The following is a 22,344-nucleotide window of genomic DNA, read 5'->3' as shown; positions in this document are numbered from 1 at the left end:
GTACAATTTCTCGTAGTTCAAACATCGCTCGCTTCGTTCAGGGCGGTGTCGTAAAAACCTTCCGCTAGCGGACAGAAGTCATTTGCTATTGAGACTGCAATGAGTGAATCCGTCTTCAAGTTCTATCCTCTAGAGCCAACCCGCGGTTTTCTCCCCGGCGAAGCCGACACGATCATCTCTGCATTCAGCGATGCAAACGACTTGTCGATTGCGGCGGACAGCATTCGGGTTCACGACCATTGTGGCGTCCAGTTCATCGACTGTGGTTCGTCTCTCGAACGCATTGCTTGCCCGCTTTGCGGCGCTGCCATACCCATGACCCACTGGCAATCCGCGATGGATGCCGACTTCGACACTTCTGCTGGGTTCGCTCTCGCATCATTCATCCAATGTGATTGCGGGCGACAACTCCCACTTCACGGCCTGCGATATGATGCCCACTGCGGCTTTTCTCGCTCGTGGGTTTCCGTCGTCGTTCATTCCCACTTCTGGCTCGGCTGGATGTTGCAATATCCTTGGATCGGCCACGTTGAGGCTCATGTTTGACGCGTTACCCCGCTTCACTGATCGCTAACATGGTTTTTACGCCAAGCCTTCGATGTGTTTGGCAACGTGCGCTGGCTTTAGTACAATCTCTCGTAGTTCAGGCATCGTTCACTTCGTTCAGGGCGGTGTCGTAAAAACCTTCCGCTACTCCCAACCTCAGTCGAAAATGCCGTATTTCGTGGCGTTTTTCTTTTCCGATACAGCTGGGATTTAGAACTGTGTCATGACTGTGCCAAATCATCATCTCTAGATCATTTGTTTTGCTCAGTGTCTTCGTTGCTGGTCTCACTATCGGGTTTAGAATTTGAAGCATCGTCAGCAGGCGACGCTTCAGTAAAGTCTTCAAACTGCTGAATCATTTTTACCGCAGCTTTGTGATTACTGCGATAATAGTATTTTGCCATATTGCTCGTCCGGTGCCCCATCCAGTCCATTGTTGTTTGCTCTGACACCTTGTTTGCCGCGCACATGGAGGCGAAGAAGTGACGAAAGCTGTGGGCGGTGATGGTTTGGAACTTCGGATGTGGAAACTTTTTGCTCAACGGATCTAAAGCCAGCTTGCGCAGGTGGCGTCCATAGGTATCTGACCGCAGTTTGCCGCCCATTGGGCCGACGAAGAGCAGATCCTGATCAAGTAGTAGCCTGCGTTCGATAATTACACGAACTGCCGGGTGCATGGGGACAGTGCGACTACGGCCACTCTTTGTAGTGCGGCTGCTGTTGGAGTTGAAAGTCTCATCTCGAACATATATCAACGACTCTTTCAAGTCAGCGTCGAAACGAGTTAGCTGCGCAAGCTCTCCGAATCGAAGTCCAGAGTGCGATAAGACCGTTGTCGCGTCAAAGATCCAATCACAGCCCTTTAGGCAAGCAAGAATGGTACGCAATTCTTCTTCGCCAGGACAATACTTTGTCGACTCCTTGGGGCGGGCGATGGTGAACGGAAATGAGCATCGGTCATCCAAGTACTTATGTGTGATCAAATACCGGTGCAGCGTCCGGACCGTCGTTGCGATGGTCACGATAGAACTCGGCTTGTACTGGGTGCTAAGACTTTTAATGAAGCTCGCCATAAAAGGTGAATCAATCTGCTCCCAGTATTGGATTGGGTTCGCATCGACGTAGTCAATGAAGCTGTTGATTGCTCGCTTGTACCGTTTACGAGTTGAATCAGCGATTCCTCCAGCAATTCTTGGACGCTCAATAAACTCCAAATAGATTTCTATACCCTTTTTAATGTTTAGCCTAAAATCCACGTCTTCCTCGCGCCGGGAAAACCGAATCAGACCAAGCTTTTCCGCCATCTTCTCGTCAAGCTTGTGGATTCTCTTCCTGGCAACATCCCATTTGCGAGTTCTCAAGGATCGACGGCCTGCGTTGACTGGGTTTCCGCGACCATCGGCTGTTAGCACTCCGTTTCTCAAGTACACAAGCCACCGGAAGTACCGGCAATGAATCTCTTCATTATGTCTCTTATCTTTATCACTCATTTTGTCCTCTTGTTTTGATTTTAATTAGCTCAACCAATCAGGTTGCGGGCCGGAAAAAGTTTCGGTTTGATCGTCAACTTGTTTTGGGGGTTCAATTTGTTGCGGGTTGCGTTCGATGGATGGATTTTCAAGAGCTGCGATTGGAATCTTGATCTTCTTTCGCGGCCCGCTCTGGCGATAAGGCAGATTGCCCGCGCGAATTTCGCGTCGAACAGTCGACTGCGAGTCGCCAGTCAATTGGGAAAACTCAGCGACAGATAAAAATTGTTTTGTGTGGGAGTTTGCTGGCATTGAATGCCTCGACAACGAGATTAATGTTCAATCTCTGGTCTTTCCCATTTAACGCGCGCGCAAAATTTCCAATGAAAATGCGTGCTCTGAGTAGAGCGGCCTGCGAATTCAGAGCAGGTTTAGATTTCGTCGAACCGGCGGCGCAGCAGAGGCAGATACTCTGGATGTTGGAGATCCAGTTCTTCAGCGATCTCTTGATCGCTTTTTTCGGCAGCAATTAATTGCTTGATCTGCCGGAACAACCCCTCGGCGGGGATTTCTTCGGTGCAAGAATTTCGTGAAATGAAACCAGGAAGCTGGCCAGAGGAGATTACCGACTCAGGAATCGCGCGTCTTGTTTTTTGAATAAGCGGACGGAGCCGCGTCGCACGACCAAAATCACCAAAAATCTCACTAACTTTTAGAGGGCCAAACAGCTCGGACCAATTGTCGACTGAATATTCGTGCCCCGTGATCAACTGAAAGCCACTTTTGTACTGGTTGTGAACGGTTTTGATGGACCTATCATTCCGGTTGGCAATTTCACTGAATGTCATTTCACGCGCGCGAATATATTCCCCCTTAAACCAACCCTCTCGGTCGTCCCAGACTTGAAGATAGGTTTCCAGTTTTTCTTTTGATGGGATTCGTTGTTCGGATAGTCCTTGTTCCCTTTTCCACTCCGCCAAAAGCTGATTCATGGAGTCCTTGATGTCACGAGAGGAAGCTGCTGGGTTAATCGAAACGAATGGGTGATCTGGATAGCTATCCAGTCCGGCGCAATCCAAATTAATGAGATTTCTGATCTCACGAAGTTTACGCGGTTCTCCATCAATGTCTTTCTCGAGCCCAGCGTGCATCATGCACAGGCCAACTTCAGCAAGAGTCTCTTTGGGGAGATATGCCATGAGCACAGATAACAGTTGTCGGTTGGACAGCGGGTGCACCGCGCCTGACATCCAGCCACTTTTGAGATGTTCGCTACCAAGCTGTTCAAAGTCGAGGGCTGGATCGCAGCCTATTGGGCTGACGTTAATGGCCGTGAGCAATACCTGGGCAAGCCTTTCAAGATGAGTCTCGGCCAACGTCTTGTCTTCTACACTCAAATCGAAGTCAACCTCAATCGGTTGCCAAAAAGCTTGGTAAGTCGGATGCCGCCGGGTGACTTCCCAACGAATGTCGATTGGCAGCGAACGGAACTGGTAACTTGGGCGTTGCCAGATACCTATATCGAATGAATTTGTTGGTTCAGAAATGCTAAAAGCCCCTCATGTAATATGACGCATTCCGCCTTTCAATTTAGCGAATCTGCGTGCGAATTGGGAGAGCCAAGCCGTTGATGCGAAAGTAGCGTCGACGAACTGCTCGCCACCCCGAGCCGACTCTCAACGCTACTTTCTGGATCAGCATTTTTCAATCGTTAAGCCGGATTGATCGTGGGGAATTAGTTTTTCGTGTGAAATAGACGGCGAAGATCAAACCCGAGTTGCGAAAATTGAAACAACTGTCACGCAACGATTTAAAGCGAGGCTCAAACTGCGTGGGAGCATTCCAAGAGTGCGCATTTGATACCGGATGCGACAACATGTCGTTGAATGATGCAACTCTGAAGCGATTGTTGGTTGCATGGCAGAAGCTTCCTGCTGCAACAAAGGAGGCAAGTTCTGACTTGGTCACGGCTGACTCATGTGTCTAATTACCAACCGAGTTTTTGTAGACCAACAATCGAAGTGCATTGATGACCACAACAAGTGTTGAACCTTCGTGAAGTATCACTGCAAAACCGATGTTGAGGCCGAGGATGGTGGCGGGGACGAGGATGGCGACCATGCCGAGACTGTACCAGAGATTTTGGCGGATGATCCGGCTGGTTTGACGGCTGAGACCGACTGCAAAGGGTAGATGTGAAAGTTCGTCTGCCATCAAGGCGACGTCGGCAGTTTCCAAAGCGACATCAGAACCCGCGGCTCCCATCGCGATTCCCACGGTTGCGTTGGCCATCGCTGGCGCGTCGTTGACTCCATCGCCGACCATTGCCACATCACCTTCAGATCGCAGTTTCTTAATCGAATCAACTTTGTCGTCAGGCATCAAGTCGCCCCAAGCATCGTCGATTCCGACCTCTTTGGCTACCGCATTGGCAACTTGTTGATTGTCGCCGGAGATCATAATCATTCGCTCGATGCCAAGTTCGCGCAGATTCGCGATCATTGTTTTGGCAGCTTCGCGAGGCGTATCCATCAGGCCAATGATACCGAGGTATTGTTCACCGCGGCGAACGATCATTGTTGTACGTCCCTGGCTTTCGAGGTTCTCGACCGTTGTACGCAGGTCATCAGGTAACGCCGGGCCATCAACTTCGGCAAACAGATCGTCTTTGCCAATGAAAACCGGTTGGCCGTCGACGGTAGCTTTGATGCCGCGACCGGTGATACTCTGGAGGTCGGTTGCTTCAGAAATTGACGTTCCGGTTAGCTTTTCAAGCCCGTCGCGAACAACGGCAGCGGCCAATGGATGGTCGCTCAGCTTCTCAACGGCAATTGCGGTTTTCAAAAAGTCATCCGCGAAAACGTCACCGTATGGAACGACGTCGGTGATGCGGGGCTTACCTTCTGTAAGAGTGCCTGTTTTGTCGAAAGCGATTGCAGTCAGTCGGCCAAGGTTTTCCAACGGGCCACCGCCTTTAATCAAGACGCCACCACGAGCCGCCCGGGCAACTCCACTGAGGACGGCACTGGGGGTGGCGATGGCAAGAGCGCATGGACTAGCGGCAACGAGCACCGCCATCGCTCGATAAAACGAAGCGGAAAATGGTTCGTCAATCATTAAAAAAGCGAACATCAACAACACTGCCAAAGCCACCACAGCCGGGACGAAAAACTTTTCAAACTTGTCAGTGAATTGTTGCGTCGGTGATTGCTGCGTTTCCGCTTCGCTGACCATTGTGACGACGCGGGCAAGTGTCGATTCGCTGGCCAATTGAGTTACGTGAATTTCGAGGGAACCGCTTTGGTTGATCGTGCCCGCGAATACTCGGTTCTCGGGAGCAAGTGCCGACGGATTTTTTGCAGCTTCCACTGGATCGACGACAGGTTGTTTGTCGACTGGCACGCTTTCACCAGTGATGGCTGCTTGATCGACGCTGCTTTGACCTTTGACAACGAAACCGTCTGCCGCGATTCGTTCGTTGGTTTTGACAACCACGATGTCGCCGCGAACAAGTTCTTCAACGGGTATCTCCTGAGTCGATTCGTTGCGCCGAACAACAGCAGTTTCGGGAGCTAGGTTGGCGAGGGCTTCGATCGCTTGTCTGGCACGGCCCATGGCATAGTTTTCAAGTGCATGCCCAATGGCGAACAGGAACAGCAGTAAGGCACCTTCTGCCCAAGCACCAAGGATTGCCGCTCCGATCGCGGCGACGATCATCAGAAAGTCAATTTCAAACCGCCGCAGCAGGATTTTTTCGATTGCCTCGCGGACGATGTAATAGCCGCCAAAGAAATAGGCTCCGGCGTAGAACGCCCAAGAAATCCAGGTGTTGATCGACGACGAGAAGCTTATCAACCAGCCGGTTAGCAATAACACTCCGCAAATGATCGCGAAAATCAATTCGGATCGTTCACCGAAAATCCCGCCATGCTTATGGTCGTGAGCTCCACCTGACTTTTTATGGTCATGGGCGTCGTCATGGTCATGATCGTGATCGGTATGCTCTCTGTCGGTCTTGGGCGGTTCACCCAGGGGAACAAGTTGCTTGTCTACCCGGATTCCCAGTTGCTTGACACCATCGAGAACTGAAGATGCAGTCGTCATGTCTTTCGCGAATTCAATTCGAATGATTCCATTGGCGGATACTCCACTGTCGAGCACGCCTTTGATCTGGGAAAGTTGATCGTTGAACCTTCGAGCTTTTCGCGCATCCATCGCCGCTGACTTCAAAAGCAAGTGGCCGTATCGATTTCCCAATTCGGTGCCTGCCTGAATCGCAAACTGTCGAATCTCGCCTATGGAAATCCTGTTTGGATCAAAGTGAATGCAGATTCTTTTGTCTACATCCCCATCGTGCTCACGAACATGGGCCTTATCGATTCCAATACGAGACTCAAGCATCCCGTTCAACCGGGCAATGCACTGATCGCGTAAATCGGTTACGTCTGGCAAGGCCAATTCGATATCAATTTTGGTCTTGTTCATATCTGCCTCAATAACTCCTTTGCATTGGTGAAAACCACCTTTTCGACTTGCCAGATCAAGGCACTTGGCGACCCGAGTTCACGTTCTGACTTTACTACCCCAGCCGCCTGATTTTCATTGCAGTTGATCAATCCACCGATAGAATTACGGCGTACCGTCGATCTCTATCACGCCCTGAAATGGGCACTTCTTATTTTCTGGAGTTTCCGATGTTGAAATTGAAATTGATCCTGTGCGATAGCCCAAGACCGGCGGACTCCGGTTTCATGTTAAGCAGCTAAAGCTGCACGATAGTTTCTTTCGAATTCTTCGGGCGTCTGGTATCCCAGAGTTTGATGAATTCTCTTCGAGTTGTAAAACGCCTCGATGTATTTGAAGACGCTCATGCGAGCCTCTTCAAGGTTTCCGTAGCGACGATGTTTCGTCCATTCGTGCTTCAGCGACCAGAAGAAGCGCTCCATGACGGCATTGTCGTAACAGCATCCTGTTCGGCTCATCGAGCACTGAATGTTCAGCGTGCGAAGAATTCCCTGAAACGCGTCGCTGGTGTACTGACAGCCTCGGTCGCTGTGATGAAGCAGCGTTCCGGACTCTGGCCGTCTGGATTCAATCGCTTTCCTCAAGGCTTCGGTAACGATCTGTGTCGTCAATCGATCGCTCATCTGCCAACCGACAACTTTGCGGCTGAACAGGTCCAGCACTACAGCGAGGTAAACCCAACCACCGGCCGTCGGCAAGTAAGTGATGTCTGCCACCCACTTGCGATTCGGAGCCTCGGCATCAAACTCCTGGGAGAGAAGATTCTCAGCAGGCTTTTTGTCAGGGTCTGACTTGGTCGTCGTTGGTTTGAACTGTCGCGAAACACAGCTTTTAAGCCCCATTTCTCGCATGGCTGTCGCTACCGTGTTGCGACAAGCCGTTTCCAGTTGAGCGTCGTTAGCAAGTTCCTCAGCGATCTTGTAGCTGCCGTAGATCTGCCCTGATTCTTCGTAGACCTGTTTCACAGATTCGCGAATCGCGCGAGAACGAACCGCACGTTTACTCTCGGGCCGATCAATCGAATCGTAGTAGCCGCTCTTGCTGACACCGAAGATTTCACACATCAGCGTGATGCAATACTGGTCGCGATGTTGTTTGATCCACGCGTACTTCACTGCGACTCCTTTGCGAAGTACGCCGTCGCCTTTTTTAGGATTTCACGTTCCAGTTCCGCACGCTTCAGCTGCTTGCGAAGGCGTTTGTTCTCTTCAAGAACCTGTTGCAGCGATGCCTCGGGACCGCAAGGTTCAGGCTCCGGAGCATACTTTCTATGCCAGCTTCGAAGGCTGTTCTCGTTGACATTGACGGCTTCAGCGGCGGCTCGAAACGAGTAGCCCTCACTGACGATCAGATTGACCGCATCACGCTTGAACTCTTCTGAAAAAGTCCGGCGTGTGCGTTTTCCATTGCTTGACATTGCTTCCTCCAAAGCGGATTCTCTTATCTTCCGCCGGAGTCCGCCAGTCTTGGGCTATCGCACACACCGATGTCGTTCGACATGGAAATCATCTGCATGCCGTTCCGCACACAACGACTCACGTACATGCTGTACCTCATACGACATATCAACCGCATTTCCAAAACCACACGCTTCACCAGTCACACGTCACCAACTACATTCCACAACAACAGACCTACATTCCACAACAACAGATTGTTCCTCAGCAGCAGTTCATCCCTCAGCAAAGCTTTCGCCCACAATACGTACCACATACGACGACGCACAACCATCTAGTGCCGCACCGCAATCACGTTGACGTGGTGCCTCACACGACAACACATTTGCATCGTGTTCCGCAAGTCGTGCCTCATACAACAACGCACAATCACGTCGTTCCGCACGGTAATCACCTTGACGTAGTCCCACACACGACGACGCATTTTGATATCCACCGATAATGGAATCGATTTCGATTCAAGATGAATAATACAGGGCGGCCAAATCAGGCCGCCCTGTTTCATTTGGAGACGACATCTTTTTACCAAGTTGGGTTATTTGTGATCGTGACCCTCATGGTTGTGTCCGGAATGATCGTCATGGCTATGGTCGTGACCTGCGTGACCGGTTGCTCCGTGATTGTGTCCGGCGTGAGCGTCGTGGCCGTCTGCCGAGTGATCATGCTGCGTTTCGAAACCGGACTTGTTCAGCCAGTCTTGCCAAACGTGAGCGGCTTGTGAGTTTACCAAAGCCACGGTTGTCCAATTTGGACAACGGAATTTGAGGTCGATGTGGTCGCCATGGCTGTCAACGACGGCTTCGCAGCCTATTAGCTCGTAGGTTTCTTTCAACGCTTGAGCTTGCTGCGCACTGCGAGCGTGAATCGTTTTCCAAGCAGCCATGCGAATCTTGACTGTTGGCAATTTTGTTGCTGCCGGTGGATTGAGAACGACGGTTTCAAACTCGTTGTCCACCAACCACTGATGCCACTGGTTTGATTGGTCGTCGTTTTGGACGCTGACGGTTTTCCAACTGGGGCATCTGAAGGAGATGTCAGTATGGTTGCCGTGGTTGTCCTGTTTGACTTCACAACCAATTTTCTGCAACGTCGTTACCAGATCGGTTGTTGCTTTCGTGCCATCGCCATGAATGGTGCGCCAATTGGCCATTCGAAATCCGACTTTCTTGACAACCTGTGGTTGAGTGGCGGCATTGGCGGCTTGAGCCGAATTTTGCTGGTTAGTTTGCTGCAGCTGTTGGGTAGTCTGTTGTTGCTGTTGAGTGGTCTGTTGTTGCTGTTGAGTGGTCTGTTGTTGCTGTTGAGTGGTCTGTTGCTGCGCGTTTGCGTTTGATGTCGCAAAGACGACGCAAGCTGAAAGCAACAAAATTGCGACGAATGAAGTTTTCATGTTCAGTCCTTTATCAAAGTTAAAAATTGTTCTGAGGCTTTTAATCTTGCGGCCCAGAGGTCGCCAGGTACGAATTCCATTTCGCTCGAGTTCAACCTGCGAACAGGTTGCATTTTCATTTCTAATGATTGTGTCCGGCGTGGCTATCTTCTCCTTCTCCTTCGTGGCCATGTCCATGATGATCGAACGTGCCAGAGAACGGCTTTCCATTAATGGTCATGCGCAGTTTGCCTTTGACTTCTTCACCCTCAATCATTTCCATCATCTTGGCATCACTCGAGGAAAACTCGGCTGAACCGCCGGGCTGGCTTGCCAGTAATTCGAAAGTTTCCGTCTTGTCACCAGCGGTGAGAACAAGGTTGATTGAAGCCGTATTGAGCGAGAGCGGTTCCATGTGGCTATCCATCATGTAAACCGTGATTGATTCTGTTTTGTGATCGTCGACAAGTTCCGCGTGGTACTCGTGATTGCGACCGATCTCGATCAAGTGACCGCCATGCTTCGGCGAATGATCGTGTGCTGCGTGATCGTGGCCGTCATGCCCTCCGCCATCATGGTTGTGACCGGCGTGAGGATCTTCCTCTTGAGTATCGTTTGAGCCTGAGCCCGCTGTCTGTGGTTCACCGCAGCCAATGACAAACATTGAAACAGCGACGAGTCCTAGTAGAAGTGAAAACTTTTTCATGACGGTACCTTTAAAAAAACGAATGTTAGTTTGTTGCAACAACTTCGGATTCCGAAGCATGCGATAAATGTGAGCCACGATGCTCTTCTGATTCCTCGATCAATTCGACTTTAGCTGCTTCATTGCTAACCACTGCTTTTGCAGATCGCATGCCGAACTGCCAAAACAACGCTGGGCGGACAAGGAACTCCAACGTCGTGCTGGTAATCAAACCGCCAATAATGACGGTCGCGACTGGGTAAAGAATTTCCTTTCCAGTTTCGCCAGCGGCCATTGCCAGCGGTACGAGCCCGATGCCCGTCGTCAAACATGTCATCAAAACGGGAGCAAGGCGTTCCTTGCCTGCGCGAGCAATCATGTCCGCCGACCACGTCTCACCCTCGTACTTGACCAAGTGCAAATAGTGGTTGATCAGCAGGATGCCGTTTCGTGTTGCGATGCCGCAGAGGGAAATGAACCCAACCATGGCCGCAATCGTCAGCGTTTGGTCTGTGAGTTTTAGAGCCGCGACACTTCCGATGAACGCCATCGGCAAAGCGACCATGACCTGCAAAGCAAGGTTGAAGCTCTTGAACATCGTGTAAAGAACAAACAACATGCCCACTAGGGAAACGGCAAACAGAATGGCGATCACACGCGATGCACTTTGCTGGCTTTCGAATTGTCCGCCATATTCAAGGATGTAGCCCGGCGGCAAGTCGGCTTCGATGGGTGCCACCTTGCGTTTGATGTCCTCAACAACATCTACCAAGCCGCGGCCACTGACATTGCATTGAATGACAATTCGACGACGTACTTTTTCGCGTTTGATTTGGTTGGGGCCTGAGCCTTCTCGAATCGTTGCGACGTCTTCGAGTTTTACGACGCCGCCATCAGGCAGAGTCAGTTGAAGACGCCCCAAAGTCGCAAGGTCTTCGCGGTATCGCTCTTCCAATCGAACCAGCAAGTCAAACTTTCGTTGGCCTTGCAGGATTTCGGATACAACCACGCCATTCATCGCCGTTTCGATAAACTCGGTGACCTCTTTTCGTCGCAGACCGTACTGTTCCAGTTGATCGCCGTTGACTTTGACTTGAAGTTGAGGAATTTCGGTTTGTTGTTCGACCTGCGCATCAGTAACACCATCAACCGTTTTGATCGTGGATTCGATCAGGCTCGCATTGCGACGAAGCGTATCCAGATCGTCACCGAAAAGCTTGATGCCGACTTGGGCTTTCACTCCCGATATCATGTGCGAGATCAAGTGAGCCAACGGCTGTTCAACGCTGACGACAATGCCGGGCACATCCTCTAATCGGCCTCGAACATCATCAAGCATCTCTTCACGCGAACGCTCGGACTCGTCCATAGAAGCAAAGAACTCTGTTACGTTTACACCTTCGGCGTGTTCGTCGAGTTCGGCTCGTCCCGTTCGGCGAGCAAGAGTGCGAATCTCAGGAACTTCGCGAATGCGAGCACCAGCGATCTGTGCGATCTCACTGGACTTGGCCAGCGAAGTACCGGCTGGCATCAACACGTTGATTTGCACAGCACCTTCGTTGAACGGTGGCAGGAAGTCACGTTCGATGTGATACAGCGCGAATCCGGCAACGGCTACGAAGAAAGTGGCGGCAATCAGAATCGGAAACGAGAGCTTCAGGCTCATTCGTATCGCGGCGTCAGCGATCCATTTCATAAACCTTAGTACAAATGAGTCCTTCTCTTCGTGTTCGACTTCACCTGGCTTCAATTTCTTGTTCAGCAACCAGTACGACAGAACCGGCGTAAGCGTTAGCGACACAAACAGGCTGGAAAGAATCGAAACGATGTAGGCCACGCCCAACGGAGCGAACAGTCGTCCTTCCATTCCGCTCAACGCAAACAGCGGAATGAAAACCAAAATCACAATCATGGTTCCAAACACGATCGAGTTTCGGATTTCCACGCTTGCCTGAAACACAACTAACAACGCAGGTTTGGGGTTTCCTGCTTTTCGATTCTCTTTGAGTCGCCGAAAGATGTTTTCGACATCGACAATCGCGTCATCAACAAGTTCTCCAATCGCGACAGCCAGACCGCCAAGGGTCATCGTGTTGATGGACAAACCAAAGGCCCAGAACACGAGCGCCGTCATCACGATCGAGAGAGGGATTGCCGTTAGTGTGATAAACGTTGTTCTGAAGTTCAAGAGAAACAGGAACAAGATGATAACGACCAAGATGCCTCCATCACGAAGGGCTTCAATCACATTGTCGATCGCGTGGTCAATAAATTCTTTCTGCTTATAGATGCTTGTGTCCATGATGATGTCGTCTGCGAGACGACCTTTCAGGCTTTTCACAAGCTCTTCAATTCCAGCTGTTACCTCACGCGTGTCCGCTCCGGGCTGCTTGCTGACTGTCAGTATGATTCCCGGGCCACCGATGAAGCTTTGAGCGGATTGTTCTGAACCTGAAGAGTCTTCCTCGTCTTTGTCGCGGAGGTACAACGCACTATCACCGCGTTTGATCTGTGCGCCCTCGACAATTCGGGCCACTTGTCCAAGCGTCACGGACTTCCCGTCGCGGTAGGTGATGACAATTTTTTCTAGTTCGTCAATCGACTCAATGCGGCCAAGGGCTCTGACCAAAAACTCATTAGGGCCTTGTTCGTCCAGGTATCCACCTGTGGCATTGGCGTTGCTCATCGCGAGCGCTTCTTCGACATGGTGAATGGTCACGCCAAATTTCAGAAGCTTGTCCGGGTCGATCAGAACTTGATATTGCATTCGGTCGCCACCCATGACGAACACCTGCGAAACGCCAGGAACGGTTAGCATTTGCTGGCGGACAACCCAATCCGCCATGGTTCGCATCTCAAGCGGTGACGTTCGTCGATGGACTTCCAGATAATTTGGTTTGCTGGGAGAAGCGACGATGGCATACCAGCTATCCGCTTCTCGATCTCCGATCATCCACTTTTCATTGCGAATCTCCATGCGAATGTCGAGATCGAGTGAAAGCTGATTGTCGCGCTGTTTGAATTGGTCAAGGATGGCAGGTGGGGCACGTTCAGAGTTCAGCATTGCAATCGACTCGTCTGCAATACTCGGGATCTCGAACAAAAACGTCTTCTCGTTCGTTTCGCTCAGCATTCCCGTCATGATGATCTGACCCATGATCGAAGAAATCGGCGCGAGCTGTGGTTTTACACCCTCCGGCAATTGCTCGGCGACGACTGCCAACCGTTCGGCGACAATCTGCCGATCGTTGTAAATGTCGGTTCCCCAATCGAACTCGATATAGATAACCGACAGGCCAACTCCAGAAGTTGAACGGACATCCTGCACGCCGGAAGCACCATTTAGCGCCGTTTCGATCGGAAACGATACGAGTGTTTCGACTTCTTCCGGCGCAAGGCCCAGAGCTTCGGTCATAATGACGACGCGAGGACGATTCAGATTCGGAAACACGTCGATCGGCAGTTGCATCATTTGCCAGCCGCCGTACAGCAACAGAAACACCGACATTGCGGCAACCAGCATCCGGTTGTGCAGGGCGAATCGAATCACGCCGTTTAGAAATGTTGAAAGCATTTATCTACTCAATATTGTGTCGTGCACGTTGTTTTCGTTTTCCATGAACAAGACTCCTGCCGAGCTGTGTACCGTCGGAACCTACGCAGGTTCTGAAGCAGTCCGGCAGGAGCTGTCTTGTCATGATTCAACGTCCATCAATGGTTGTGTCCTGCATGAGGGTCGATCGCGCCGCCAGACTGGTTTTTAAGTGCCAAGTGCATTTGGTAAGCACCATTCAACGCGATAATACTGCCGACCAACTGACCATCGTTCTCAAGAACTACTGTGTCTTTGTCCCGGTAAAGCACTTGGACGTCGATGCGATCAAAGTTGTCGCCGTTTTGCTCAAACACAAACGCGTTCGGACCTTCGATGACAACGGCATTGGGTGGAAGTACGATCTTGTTCTCCATCACTTGGGTGGTCGGGATTCTTGCTTCCATCCGTTGTCCCGGCCGGTACTTCCATGAGATAAAGTTCTTGCTGTAAGTGCCCGCTCCACTCTTGCTGGTCAACCGGTTCGGCAGCAACAAATAGAATTTCAAAGCGCGAGATTGCAGGTCAATTTCGTTGGCGACGCTTTGAACCTTCAAATTCAGAATTTCATCGCTCTCGCCGTCGCTTGAAGTGGGAACGACCTGAATCGTCGAGCCGTTTTCTGCGGCGTGGACCAATCGCTCGGAATCATCTTCAAACGCTTTGCCTTCTACGTACAACAGGCAATGGTCTGCCAACACGCCCAGCAGTTGCCCCGCCGTTACGCTCTCGCCGCGATTTACATTGATCGATTGCACTTGATATTGATGCTCGATCCCTTCGTGTTCGTGGTTCTTTGCATAGGGAGGTGCAACCACGGTGACTTCGCGAAGCACCTTTCTTGTTGCTTCCATTTCGGCAATCTGTTGCTCGCTCATTCCATGAAGCAACAAGCTTTGCCGAGTCGTTGACAAAGCAGACATGACTTTATCACGTTCATATTCCTGTTGGATGATTCGCTTCCCTGGAATGACACCTTCGCCGACGTTCTTCAGCCGAGTCAATTCTTTGTTTACAACGTCCAAACTCTGCAAATTTGTAAGGAACGTCGCCTGAGCGGAAACGACGTCTTCGTGGGTGAGTCGCATGTCGAACAAGGCAATTCCGGGTTCGACTGCTTGACGTTCCAATGGATAGATTTGAGTAACCACACCGGTCATCGGAGCCGTAATTTCGTTCCGTGATCGACCGTGCCGTTCAGTTACTAATGCCGGAACTGAAACAACTTTGGTGAAGTCGGTTGGATTGACCGTTCCGGTCATCAGTCCGATGTTTTTCCAAGCTGTTGGGCTGAGCGTTAGCGTGTCGGGAGTCTCACTTGGTGCTTCCTCTTCCGGATGTTCTTCATCATCCGCGTTCTCATTCTTGAGATATGCGATGAATTGTTGAGCATGTGGCATCCATCGGTCCTGCGTGAAAAACGCAGCAACGCACACTGCCACCAACAGGATTGGCCAAACAAGCTTTTTCAACCAACTAAACTTCGTACTCATCAAATTCTCCGGGCTATCGGACGGATCAGCGGCGCAAACGAATCGCTGCGCAACGACCCATCGTCCAATCCTTGATTTTGTGAAAGTGCAACGGACTTTCCGGTGCAAAACTGAGGTGTGATATCGAGACAACGCGCAAGCAACAGGTCGATTGTGCTGCGGTTGAAAAAAGAAGGCGTAGTGGCGAACGCGATTCGATCGCCGAACTCTACGCAACGTCAACTGCTAGATGAGTTGAACGCCCAAGAGCAAGTGTGCGCGCATTTGCGGCGCGAAAGAGCAAAAATCCGGAAACGGATCAATTGCGAAGGCAGATGAAGCTGCCTTAAGAATCGCCGAATCCTCAGCACCACCCAGGTATTGCGTTAGGAAATCAAATGAAGTGAACTGGTATTTCACAACCTTGATCACATTACAGCCGTCGTCAGAACAGCAAAAATGATTGTGCTCTGAATCCTGCCCGTTGTGATCGAAAGTGGACTCCGGGAGAGGCCATTCACCCTGACTTTGGTCACCCGCTACATGGTCACCATGTTCGTGCTCATGATCATCGTGCGAATCAGACTCACTGGTGAAGCAGCAACTCGACACTAATCCCGTGTGGTCACATCCAGACGCAGCACTCAATCCGTGGTGCCAACTGCACCCGAAGATCATGTGAGCCATGACGGCTATGCTTGCGAGATGTACCAGAAACGATTTCATTGTTGCTTCGAGTTAACTAGTGAAGTTGGCCTATAATCTGTAACTTCGGGCAAATGGTCAATACGAGATAGCTTGTCTAGCTTAGCTTATTTTTCGGCCATCTACCCGTCTGCCTTGGGGCAATCTTGAGCTGAAACGTCAATTCGCACCCAAATTAATGGTCGTGGCCACATTGGCAGTTGCCTGTTGCCGATCCGGATTTTTGGCCTGGATTCGTCGGGGGAAGAAACGGAGGAAGGCGATTGATTGACGCGTCGGAATCAAATCGGGGACCTGGATTTTGCTGATTGCGACTCGACGGCTGTGGAGGCAAAGCGGGCGGCGGCGTGATTTTTGTTGATGTCGGCGGCATCGCTTGCAAATTATTCGATTCATAACGTGAACCGCCAAAGTTCGAGTCAGGAGAGTACGAAGGCGCATTCAACCGAGGCCGGGTGTCTGCCGGTGCCAAATCTTCGCGAGCTGGAATTCCGGAACGTGGAGCTCCGTAATACTCATTTCTTGACGGGCCAAAACCCGATTGAGGCCTTTGTTCGCGAAATCTTGATTGATAGTTCGCGTACTCAGCCCTGAGATCCTGTTCTTGATATCGTCCTTGCTCATACGGACAACGTCCGCCAGCACAAGCTCCCGTTTCATTGGGATAGTTCGAGTACTGGTGCGCTCGATACGAATTGCGAGCATTGGTTCTACCGTATCCGCATGCCGGGCAACCGTTTGCAAATTCTCCACTGGCGACCGACGAACCGTTTTGAATGCCCGCATCATAGGGCATTCGGTTCTGTCGGTAGTTGGTGTTGCCGTACGGGATTAGTTCGATTGAATCGTTGGCTCCGTAATGGCAACCGCCTCGTTCGGAACAAGACGATGAATATCCGTACTCGTATTGCTGCGCTTTCGCGTCAGCTAATTGGAATGCACCAACGATTGCGATAATTGCAAACGCGTTGTTTAACTTTTTCATGATTCGCTTTCCGTGCAAGAGACGTGACGTTCTGAACGTACGGCAGGTTTCCCGAATTTGTTCAGCCATAATTCAGCTGGCAAGAATGTCGTGCAAATGACAACCGGCATTCAGTCTTAGAACTGTCTACATGGCGAGATTCGGAATGGTACAGAGGTTCCGTTTACTCCAAACTTCCGGAAAGCAGCAGCCCTTCGATTTCGACGTGTTGTCGCCAAAGCTGCTTGAGCTGTTGAAGGTACGTCAAGTTGATCTGCGAATACGTTCGCTGTGCGGTCAACAGCTGGAGAAAGCCAATCTCACCTTCGCGATACCCTTTGTTGACCAGATCGAGCGTTTCTTTCGCCTTCGGTATAATTTCCGAATCGAACGCATCGACTTGTAACTTGGCGTCAAGATAACTTTCATACGCAGAAGCCAATCGCTGTCGTAGATCGAGCACTTTTTTGTCCGCTCGTCGCTCCGCTGCCACGATTTGATAACGCGTCTGATGAATAGAACCTTGATTCCGATTCCATATCGGAATAGGCATGCCGATCTGAAAACCAGGAATCAGGTCATCGGTCAGAAAATCGTGCTGCAAGGACGCTTGCCAAGTCACGTTTGGAATTGGCTCAACGATTTCACGTTGCAACTGACGTCGTTTCTGCTCAACGTCGGCAAACAAAGCAGCGATTTCTGGACTTTTGTTGACGACTTGGTCGAATGACTGTTCGAAATCGGCGATGACCAAGAGTTCCCGAACGTTGCCGTCAACATGTCCCAACGAGAGTTCACTTTCGCCAAGCAATCCCGCCAACTTTCGACGAGCTGCAAGTCGTTGATTTTCAGCCTGCCGTTTAACGACTGAGGCATTTTGCATTTCGATTTCCGCCTGAAGAACGGAGGTTTGAGCGGCTTCTTTGGCATCCAACAGGCGCTGCGATACATCAACTGCGTTTTGAGAGATCTTGAACAACTGGTCAGCTATAGTGACCGTTTCCTGTGCTACCAACAGGTCGTAATATCGCTGTCGAACGTCGGTCAGCAATCGCTGCTGAATGACTGCCAATCGCTGTTCAGCCGTTTTTATTTCCGCACATACAGCCGCCCTCGAATAGCCCAGTTTGTTTCCACGAACTACCTCGCGGCCAAAATAAACGCCGTAGCGACCGAAGCTTTCGCCATCCTCGTTGATGTCGCTGCCAACGATCCCAGCGGTTGGATTGGGCGGCAATCCTGCTTGGGTTAGTTTGCCTCGCAGTGATTCGATGTCGGCTTGGATTTCAAAGACCGCCGGATTGTTTGCCAAAGCAACTTGTTCCAACTGAGCCAACGAAGTCACACCAACGAATGGCTGTGCATCAGGAGTCACGACTGGTTCGGCGTCGTAAGTTGAGTCTCGAGTCGAGTCGTTGCTCGATGAAACGTCTTGCTGGAATGCAACTTGTTGAATAGCCTGCCGATTCATTGGCTTCGTTCGCTCTTTTTTTTCATCGACCTTTAACGCAAGCGACGCGGCTGCTGTTTGGTCAGATGTAAAAAATGGCTGGTGTACCGTTTTGCAACCACTCAACGCTACGAGTAGCCCCAGCGCCGCGATCCAATTCAATTTCATCACTGAACATCCTGACAATAGTCCCAATTAAGCACATTGCGACGGTACTGAGTCAGGTATCGACCGTGACGTGTTCCGTGATAATCACGACTGGAATCGGTCGGGCTGTTCCGGTTATTCGGTTTTTTACTCGGATGAAATTCGGTTCGAGTGTCGTCATTTTGGTCACAATAGCGATCAATTCGACAGCATACTCAAATGCTTCAGGAATCCCGCGAGTTAGCTGTTTTGCCGTGTTTTTTTGAACTTTCCCCCATTTCACCACCTCTGGCACATCGTATGCGAGTGGTTTCTTTCAGTTGCTCACGAGCGAGCAATCAACGAACCGCCCCCGGCAGCTCGTTAAAAGAATCAAACATCCTTTAGGGAGAATGACATGTTGAAAACGAGCACCATCGTAATCGCCGCCGTCGCAGTTTTTGGAATGACTCAATTTGCAAACGCACAGGGCTTCTATCCAGAGACGCATTACCACAACGTTCCGCATACGACAACGCATACGGATTTGGTTCGACACGGAAACCATCTGCACGCAGTTCCACACACCACAACGCACATTGACCGTGTGCCACACACGACACTGCGGCCCCTCAACCCTTGGCGTCCACAGTACGTACCGCACACCTCAACTCACATTGATTACGTTCCACACGGGAACCATCTCGATGCGGTTCCTCATACGACGACACATTTCCACCGAGTGCCACGATTCGTTCCGCACACGACGACTCACTTCGATCGAATCCGACATGGAAATCACTCGCACGTCGTTCCCCACACGACCACTCACTGGGATCGTCGCTAATGCGAAATAGAATTCGATAAAATCTGACTTAACAAAGGGCGGCTTCAAACGAGGCCGCTCTTTTTTTACCAAAATAGAAAACGCGGTGCCTTCTTCAAGTATTCGCGATACTCGTCGCCGTGAATTTCTTCCAGCCAGGACTCTTCTGCGAACGGGGCCAGTACGAATGCCAGAATCCCAGCAAGAACCGCCGGGTTAGCCCAGATGGATGCGGACAAAACCATCCAGCCGATAAGAATGGAAATATCGCCCAGGTACTGTGGATTGCGTGAGTATCGGTAAAGGCCACTCGTAACCAGTGAGCCCTCCGCGCCGGACGTCTTCTTTAAGCCAAACTGCCACACGCCTCCCCACGCCAGCAAATTGCCTGTGACGATCAGCAAGCCACCGATTGGCCAACGAATCAGGGCAGGCCAATTCAAGCTGTTCCAATCAGCGATGCCGATAATGATGAAGAGCAGAAAACTGAGCAGCGTCGGAACCCAGACGAAATAATACTGCCAGGTTCGTTGGGCAGGTGGTGGCCAGATGCGTCTATCCGGCTTGGCAATCGAAAACGCTAGAAGAGCATTCAGGATTACGAGCAACAGAAGCGTCAATGTAAGTAGTAATGGCAACATGTTGGTATTAGCTTATGCTTGTCCTGATTGACAACCAACCAGAAGTTGTAAATGCCTCATCAATCATCAACGCACGGCGACACAAATATCGCCGCGGCTGCGACGGAAAGAACCTGGTGGAAAGACCTGCTGATTTACTTCGTGTTTTTCCTGTCTGGTGCCGCAGCGCTTGTTTATGAGATTTCGTGGACGAGGCAAATTGGATTGTTGTTCGGTCACACTGTGCACGCTTCGACCATCGTCTTGGCCAGCTACTTTGTCGGAATGTCGATTGGATATTTGCTGGGAGCAAAGTGGTCGGGTCGGATCTCGCCACTAAAAGGCTATGCAATCGCAGAAGTCGTTGTTGCGGCTTGGGCCTTTGTCGTCCCGCTAATATTGCAATGGTCAGAATCATCAACGATTGCACCGTGGTTCAGTAATTCTTCATTCGCTTTGCAAACAGCGACACGTGCCGTGTTCAGTTTCCTCTTGTTGTTGCCTGCAACGATCGCGCTCGGCGTAACACTGCCGATGATTGCAGACTATTTCACAGAAGATGGTCGGAGCCAGATGTCGAACGCTCGCAATTCGTCGCGAGTCACACTTGCCTACGCACTTAACACTGCCGGAGCTTTAATCGGCGTATTGTCAGCCACCTTTTTCATGCTGGTTGTCGTTGGCGTGTGCACTAGCAGTTATGTCGCCGCCGGTTTGTCAGTGCTCTGCGCCTTAGCCGCCTTGTTTTTGGAACCTAAAGTGACGACTCCTGAGGAACGAGAGGCGAGTTCTGAAAGCCCAGTGCAGGATTGTCGTTCGACTGTTGGAACTGGACTATTCTCTCTCGCCTTTCTCAGCGGCTTTGGGATTCTGGCGCTTCAAGTTCTCTACACCCGCATGTTCTCGCTGGTGTTTCATAACAGCACCTACACGTTCGGAATCGTCGTGGCGGTGTTTCTCGCGTCGTTGGCTATTGGTGCGGCAATCACTTCGCGGCTTCAACGCCGTTTCGCTGCCAACCGACTGATCGGAGTTACAACAGGACTCGGGGCGTTGGCAACCGCTGGTTCGGTTGTGGTTTTTGTCTTGCTCACTGATTTGAAGTACTTCAGTAGCGGAGATTCATTCGTCCAGTACATGGCTGGAGCCATCTTGTTAGTCAGTATCGTTGTTGCTCCAGCCATCACTTGTCTGGGAATGATGTTGCCTCAAGTGTGGGTGCTAGCCGCTCAATCAGGCACGGCGGCTAAGGTCGTTGGAAACTTGACCGCCATGAATACAGTGGCTGCTGCATTGGGTGCATTGGTGGCAAGCTTTGTTATGTTGGTTTGGATCGGATTGTGGCAGTCGATCGTGTTGATAGCCTCGTTGTTCCTGATCTCTTCATTGGTTTTGCTCTACCGAAACAAACAAACAAAATTTGCGACGGCGATTGCGGCCTTAACCGTGGCAATTTCCGTAGTCTCATGGCAATACCAAACAGAGTCTGAATTCAATCGTCGCGAATATAATGAACGACTCATCAAACGATGGAACTCTGCCTACGGCTGGATCGACGTCGTTCAAAACGAAAAATCCGGTTCGTTCAAAATCCGCCAGAACCTGCACTACAGATTCGGTAAGACCGGAGGCAATGTTCGAGAGTACCGACAAGCCCACATTCCGATCCTGTTACACGACAGCCCAGACGACGTCTTGTTTTTGGGGCTTGGAACAGGGTTAACTGCTGGCGGAGCGATCCCACACTCCAATGTCGAAAACATCGTCGCGGTCGAATTGATCCCCGAAGTCGTTGATGCCGTTCGTATGCTTTCCGACTTTAACTACAACGTTGCCGACGATTCCAAAGTCGATATTCAGATAGATGACGCACGGCATTATCTGTTGGCAAACGAAAGAGCATTTGACATCATCATTTCTGACTTGTTTGTTCCGTGGGAAAGCGAAACCGGATACCTGTACACAGTCGAGCACTATGAAATTGCCTCGCAGCGTCTGAAACAGGACGGACTTTTCTGCCAATGGTTGCCGCTTTACCAGCTTGGTGAGCGTGAATTCGAATCAATCGCCAACAGTTTCGCCAGCGTATTTCCGCACACAACGATTTGGTGGGGACAGCTTGAGACAACCAGCCCGGTCGTCGCGCTGATCGGCAGCCGTTCATCAATTGAAGTCGACCCGATCGAACTGGCCCAGCGATTGGACTCCCTGAACACCAACGCAACTGCCCCCGACCAGTCCATCGCAACCCCGGAAAGATTCTGGGATCACTACATCGGCGACTGGCAGTTGCAGGCAAATGCCCAATTCAACACCGACGAACATCCGCGTGTTGAATTCCTGACACCCATGTCCAACCGCGATGGAAAGATGATCAAAGGCAAAGTGTTGAAACAGTACTTCACCGATGTGTTGTTCAACTTGCCAATGACGTCAGCGACCCTTCAGGGTGACAAATTGCAAGACTCTCTGCGTCGACGATCGGCCCAAAAACTAATCTTGTTTGGGCGATAGAGAACGGGCAGAGAAGTTGGCTTGG

Annotated in this window: 15 protein-coding genes; 2 read left to right on the top strand and 13 right to left on the bottom strand. The window is 50.8% G+C overall.

The window, feature by feature from the left end; all coding sequences use genetic code 11:
- Positions 1–99: 99 nt before the first annotated feature.
- Complete coding sequence (locus tag MFFC18_RS09160) at positions 100–546, top strand: hypothetical protein (protein WP_075082200.1); 447 nt, start codon at positions 100–102, stop codon at positions 544–546.
- 251 nt (positions 547–797) lie between these two features.
- Here the strand turns inward: MFFC18_RS09160 and MFFC18_RS09155 are convergent, their stop codons facing one another.
- From MFFC18_RS09155 to MFFC18_RS09090, 13 genes are all read right to left on the bottom strand, one after another.
- Positions 798–2,036: a tyrosine-type recombinase/integrase gene (locus tag MFFC18_RS09155; RefSeq protein ID WP_075082199.1), complete on the bottom strand. Its 1,239-nt coding sequence runs from the start codon at positions 2,034–2,036 to the stop codon at positions 798–800.
- A gap of 410 nt (positions 2,037–2,446) precedes the next feature.
- The gene (locus MFFC18_RS09150) at positions 2,447–3,412 is read right to left on the bottom strand and encodes a hypothetical protein (RefSeq protein WP_148618759.1); all 966 of its coding nucleotides are present in this window, start codon (positions 3,410–3,412) and stop codon (positions 2,447–2,449) included.
- Positions 3,413–3,998: 586 nt separating this feature from the next.
- Entirely contained in the window at positions 3,999–6,500 is a 2,502-nt protein-coding gene (locus tag MFFC18_RS09145) for a heavy metal translocating P-type ATPase (protein WP_075082195.1), read from the bottom strand.
- A 269-nt stretch (positions 6,501–6,769) separates the two neighbouring features.
- On the bottom strand, positions 6,770–7,654 hold the full coding sequence (locus MFFC18_RS09140; protein WP_148618758.1) for an IS3 family transposase: 885 nt from the start codon (positions 7,652–7,654) through the stop codon (positions 6,770–6,772).
- A complete protein-coding gene (locus MFFC18_RS09135) occupies positions 7,651–7,956 on the bottom strand; it encodes a transposase (protein ID WP_148618757.1) in 306 nt (101 codons plus the stop codon). The genes MFFC18_RS09140 and MFFC18_RS09135 overlap by 4 nt, the downstream gene beginning before the upstream one ends.
- A gap of 575 nt (positions 7,957–8,531) precedes the next feature.
- Entirely contained in the window at positions 8,532–9,386 is an 855-nt protein-coding gene (locus MFFC18_RS09130) for a hypothetical protein (RefSeq protein ID WP_075082827.1), read from the bottom strand.
- Between the two features lie 121 nt (positions 9,387–9,507).
- Positions 9,508–10,071, bottom strand: a complete 564-nt coding sequence (locus MFFC18_RS09125; protein ID WP_075082828.1) for a hypothetical protein — start codon at positions 10,069–10,071, stop codon at positions 9,508–9,510.
- A 25-nt stretch (positions 10,072–10,096) separates the two neighbouring features.
- Positions 10,097–13,624: an efflux RND transporter permease subunit gene (locus MFFC18_RS09120; protein WP_075082829.1), complete on the bottom strand. Its 3,528-nt coding sequence runs from the start codon at positions 13,622–13,624 to the stop codon at positions 10,097–10,099.
- 137 nt (positions 13,625–13,761) lie between these two features.
- A complete protein-coding gene (locus tag MFFC18_RS09115) occupies positions 13,762–15,135 on the bottom strand; it encodes an efflux RND transporter periplasmic adaptor subunit (protein ID WP_148618756.1) in 1,374 nt (457 codons plus the stop codon).
- A 225-nt stretch (positions 15,136–15,360) separates the two neighbouring features.
- Entirely contained in the window at positions 15,361–15,840 is a 480-nt protein-coding gene (locus tag MFFC18_RS09110) for a hypothetical protein (protein ID WP_148618755.1), read from the bottom strand.
- 154 nt (positions 15,841–15,994) lie between these two features.
- Complete coding sequence (locus tag MFFC18_RS09105) at positions 15,995–16,804, bottom strand: hypothetical protein (RefSeq protein WP_148618754.1); 810 nt, start codon at positions 16,802–16,804, stop codon at positions 15,995–15,997.
- A gap of 163 nt (positions 16,805–16,967) precedes the next feature.
- Positions 16,968–18,254 (bottom strand): TolC family protein, encoded by a 1,287-nt coding sequence (locus tag MFFC18_RS09100; RefSeq protein ID WP_162273909.1) that lies wholly within the window; start codon positions 18,252–18,254, stop codon positions 16,968–16,970.
- Between the two features lie 1,017 nt (positions 18,255–19,271).
- Positions 19,272–19,826, bottom strand: a complete 555-nt coding sequence (locus tag MFFC18_RS09090; RefSeq protein WP_075082836.1) for a methyltransferase family protein — start codon at positions 19,824–19,826, stop codon at positions 19,272–19,274.
- A 51-nt stretch (positions 19,827–19,877) separates the two neighbouring features.
- On the opposite strand from MFFC18_RS09090, the gene MFFC18_RS09085 reads away from it, so the two are divergent.
- A complete protein-coding gene (locus MFFC18_RS09085; RefSeq protein WP_084416858.1) occupies positions 19,878–22,319 on the top strand; it encodes a fused MFS/spermidine synthase in 2,442 nt (813 codons plus the stop codon).
- Positions 22,320–22,344: the final 25 nt, after the last annotated feature.

The organism is Mariniblastus fucicola, assembly GCF_008087665.1.
In the GTDB taxonomy this organism is placed as follows: Bacteria; Planctomycetota; Planctomycetia; order Pirellulales; family Pirellulaceae; genus Mariniblastus; species Mariniblastus fucicola.
This window is presented reverse-complemented; position numbering and strand designations above follow the sequence as displayed.

Bases quoted from the DNA above. Each gene is read 5' to 3' on its own strand.
- MFFC18_RS09160 (WP_075082200.1), top strand. From the start codon at position 100: ATGAGTGAATCCGTCTTCAAGTTCTATCCTCTAGAGCCAACCCGCGGT.
- MFFC18_RS09155 (WP_075082199.1), bottom strand. From the start codon at position 2,036: ATGAGTGATAAAGATAAGAGACATAATGAAGAGATTCATTGCCGGTAC.
- MFFC18_RS09145 (WP_075082195.1), bottom strand. From the start codon at position 6,500: ATGAACAAGACCAAAATTGATATCGAATTGGCCTTGCCAGACGTAACC.
- MFFC18_RS09135 (WP_148618757.1), bottom strand. From the start codon at position 7,956: ATGTCAAGCAATGGAAAACGCACACGCCGGACTTTTTCAGAAGAGTTC.
- MFFC18_RS09130 (WP_075082827.1), bottom strand. From the start codon at position 9,386: ATGAAAACTTCATTCGTCGCAATTTTGTTGCTTTCAGCTTGCGTCGTC.
- MFFC18_RS09125 (WP_075082828.1), bottom strand. From the start codon at position 10,071: ATGAAAAAGTTTTCACTTCTACTAGGACTCGTCGCTGTTTCAATGTTT.
- MFFC18_RS09120 (WP_075082829.1), bottom strand. From the start codon at position 13,624: ATGCTTTCAACATTTCTAAACGGCGTGATTCGATTCGCCCTGCACAAC.
- MFFC18_RS09115 (WP_148618756.1), bottom strand. From the start codon at position 15,135: ATGAGTACGAAGTTTAGTTGGTTGAAAAAGCTTGTTTGGCCAATCCTG.
- MFFC18_RS09110 (WP_148618755.1), bottom strand. From the start codon at position 15,840: ATGAAATCGTTTCTGGTACATCTCGCAAGCATAGCCGTCATGGCTCAC.
- MFFC18_RS09105 (WP_148618754.1), bottom strand. From the start codon at position 16,804: ATGAAAAAGTTAAACAACGCGTTTGCAATTATCGCAATCGTTGGTGCA.
- MFFC18_RS09100 (WP_162273909.1), bottom strand. From the start codon at position 18,254: ATGAATCGGCAGGCTATTCAACAAGTTGCATTCCAGCAAGACGTTTCA.
- MFFC18_RS09090 (WP_075082836.1), bottom strand. From the start codon at position 19,826: ATGTTGCCATTACTACTTACATTGACGCTTCTGTTGCTCGTAATCCTG.
- MFFC18_RS09085 (WP_084416858.1), top strand. From the start codon at position 19,878: ATGCCTCATCAATCATCAACGCACGGCGACACAAATATCGCCGCGGCT.